The 2,893-nt window shown below is 45.2% G+C and carries 4 protein-coding genes; 1 reads left to right on the forward strand and 3 read right to left on the reverse strand.

Going from position 1 to position 2,893, the window contains the following annotated elements; translation table 11 throughout:
- The first annotated feature begins 124 nt into the window (after window positions 1-124).
- On the forward strand, window positions 125-1,201 hold the full coding sequence (locus tag QT974_RS33085) for an RNA-guided endonuclease InsQ/TnpB family protein (protein WP_333472598.1): 1,077 nt from the start codon (window positions 125-127) through the stop codon (window positions 1,199-1,201).
- A gap of 108 nt (window positions 1,202-1,309) precedes the next feature.
- Here QT974_RS33085 and QT974_RS33090 read toward each other — a convergent pair whose 3' ends face one another.
- From QT974_RS33090 to QT974_RS33100, 3 genes are all read right to left on the reverse strand, one after another.
- The gene (locus QT974_RS33090; RefSeq protein ID WP_333472599.1) at window positions 1,310-1,702 is read right to left on the reverse strand and encodes a hypothetical protein; all 393 of its coding nucleotides are present in this window, start codon (window positions 1,700-1,702) and stop codon (window positions 1,310-1,312) included.
- A gap of 213 nt (window positions 1,703-1,915) precedes the next feature.
- Complete coding sequence (locus QT974_RS33095) at window positions 1,916-2,464, reverse strand: hypothetical protein (protein WP_333472600.1); 549 nt, start codon at window positions 2,462-2,464, stop codon at window positions 1,916-1,918.
- Window positions 2,452-2,721: a hypothetical protein gene (locus tag QT974_RS33100; RefSeq protein WP_333472601.1), complete on the reverse strand. Its 270-nt coding sequence runs from the start codon at window positions 2,719-2,721 to the stop codon at window positions 2,452-2,454. Before QT974_RS33100 ends, QT974_RS33095 begins: the two co-directional genes overlap by 13 nt.
- Between the last annotated feature and the right edge of the window lie 172 nt (window positions 2,722-2,893).

Here is a 2,893-nt window from a genome sequence, read left to right on the forward strand (position 1 = left end):
TTGCCAAAAAGCTTGGTCTTTCGGTAAAAAGGAAATCAAAGAAAACCTCAACAATACTATTGACAGACCAGTACAAGAACTGTCAGAATTAGGCAATCAAGAAATACAGTGTTGAGGTCGAACAATGCTTTTGTCCATCAAGACAAAGTTAAAACTAAGTAAAAGTCAAGCAACTATAATGAGCAAGCACGCTGGAATAGCGAGGTTTACTTATAATTGGGGATTGGCTACTTGGAGCGACCTTTACAAAGATGGATTGAAGCCCAATAAATACCTACTCAAGAAGTTCTTCAACAACCATGTCAAACCTGAGTTTACATGGATTAAGGAAACGGGAATCTGCCAAAAAATAACTCAATATGCTTTCTCTAATCTTGGAGATTCTTTCTCCTTGTTTTTCTCAAAAAAAGGTGGATACCCCAAGTTAAAGAAGAAGGGGCATCATGATTCCTTTACGATTGATGCAGGTGGGAAGCCAATTCCGGTAGGTGGTACGTCCATAAAGCTACCGACGATTGGATGGGTAAAAACCTACGAAGGATTACCTCACACGACTTGCAAATCAATTACTATTTCACGTACTGCCGATAGTTGGTTTATAGCGTTTGCCTACGAACAATCTCATAAGCCGACTATCAAGCAACACGAGATTGTGGGTGTCGATTTAGGGGTCAAGGTGTTAGCCACATTGTCTACAGGGTTAGTCTTCCCTAACCCAAAACATTACAAGATCGGTCTTGGAAAGCTTAAGCGATTATCCCGAAAGCTTGCCCGAAAAGTCAAAGGTTCCAATAATAGATATAAAGCCAAAATCCAATTAGCAAAGTGTCACGCTCGGATTGCAAATCTCAGGAAAGAAACTCTGCACCAAGTCACTACTTTCTTATGCAAAAACCACGCAAAAATAGTAGTAGAAGATTTGAACACATCTGGGATGTTATCAAATCACAAATTAGCTCAAGTCATCGCTGATTGTGGTTTCCATGAGTTCAGGAGGCAGTTGGAATACAAGGCTAAAAAGTTTGGCTGTGAAATAATCATAGCTAGCCGTTGGTTCCCTTCAAGTAAAACCTGTTCAAACTGCGGACATATTCAGGATATGCCCCTAAAAAAAAGAACCTATGACTGCGAAAGTTGCTGTCATTCCATGGACAGAGACTTGAACGCCGCCATAAATTTATCACGTTTGGCTACAGCGTGAAAGCTTACTGAGGGATAGCCGCTCCCATGCTCCCGATGAAGTAAGAAGCAAATGTCTAGACTTGTCTAGTATTTGTATAGCAGCATAGGAAGTACCGCCCCGACAAAGTTAGATTGCGGGTACGATCAAACTGTCATTGCGAGCACAGCCACCTATTTCGGCATCGGGAAGCGGCACAAAACCTTTGGGCGGGCCGCGACTGACTTCACCTCGTGGCAACTCTATTTTTAGAGGGGTGTCGTCAACTGTCGGGAAGATAAGCACGATAACCGCGATCAGCGAAAAACTCGTCGCAGTCGCAATTTTTTCGCATACGCTAAGGCTCGTGCTGAACACTTTGATGAGGAATTTTCTAAGTACGCGGATCACCATCCGCCAAAAAATTGGGCGTCTAGGCGAACATTCTCTCTGTCGCACCCAAGACAGTTCGTATGACTCGCTCTCTCTGTGACGATTCGCCGATACTATTAATCTTTCTTTAAACTCTGCGATATCCATCATTTAATTCTAGGTATAAGTGGCTGTTTAAGGTTGGGGAAATTTGGGGCTAGAAGTGTTCACTGCGATCTCGGAACACTTAAGTCTTCCGCCACAACATACAACGATTTCGTGAACCTCTAAAACCCTTACACAGAAGCACTTGTCGAATGCTTTTACCTTTAAACACGACGAGTGAGTTTTCGCAGAGAAACCGCACGTAACTCACCCGCTTTTTTACTCACCGATTAAGCGTTTATACTCAGCCTCAGCAGCTTTGTATTTTGGGGAACCACCTTTGGACACGCCCCACACCTCAAAGATGATTTTCGCCTTGCTATAGCCCTTAGCCTGCAATTGCAGAATCCGTTCTAAACGTTCTGAATCATCGTTCTGAGCTAGTTGCTCTGAACGTTCCGAACTCAGACCATCATCATCATTGCAAGTTATTGCCAGAGCGCGTTCTAGGCGTTCGACATCTTCTGAACCCGCATTCAGGATAGATTCCGCTTCCATCCGGCGCTGTTGTTCAGAGATATAAACACTGGTAGCCAATTCATCCTCAGTGTCAGCAATGATGATAGCTTCCTTCATTGCCTCAAAGTCTTCAGCCTGACTGAGCTTGAGGGCAACTCTACGGGATTCAAAGCAGCAAACAAAACCACCGATCAAGGCTAAGCCCGTGGTCATGTTGTGCAAAGGAATTTTACGGCTGAGGATGAACGGCGGTGCTAGCCAGAGAATGAAGCCCGAACAGGTTAGGGCTGAGACTTTTAGAAGCGACATAACATAACCCCCAACCCCACTACAGATGCAGCCAGTCCTGAAACCAATACACCCTGCAAGGTAATTGCCTTGATTTTGAGGCGTGCCACTAACCAGTCATCAAGCACCCAACTCAGCATCCACAGCAAAGCAAAAATTAGGTACACGGCTCGAATTAGAGCCAGCGCGTGAGGATGCAGCGACGCTATCCAGCAGAGAAAGCTGGAAGCAATCGCAAGCATCAAGAAATTGTTGAGCATTGCGATCGCCTTTGTCATCCCTTTGCCCCCTGCAATTTCGCCTTGATTTCACTGATACGGGTGTCGGCGCTGCTAGCGGCTTGATCCAAACTCATACCCAGTCGAGCATAGGCGGGGCGTTGTGCGTGCAAGTGCTTGCCGAGTCTGCCATCAGCGCGCTTTTTTACCAGTTCGTTGTCGGCAACGACAC

Source organism: Microcoleus sp. BM001215392, from assembly GCF_036700185.1.
In the GTDB taxonomy this organism is placed as follows: Bacteria; Cyanobacteriota; Cyanobacteriia; order Cyanobacteriales; family Microcoleaceae; genus Microcoleus.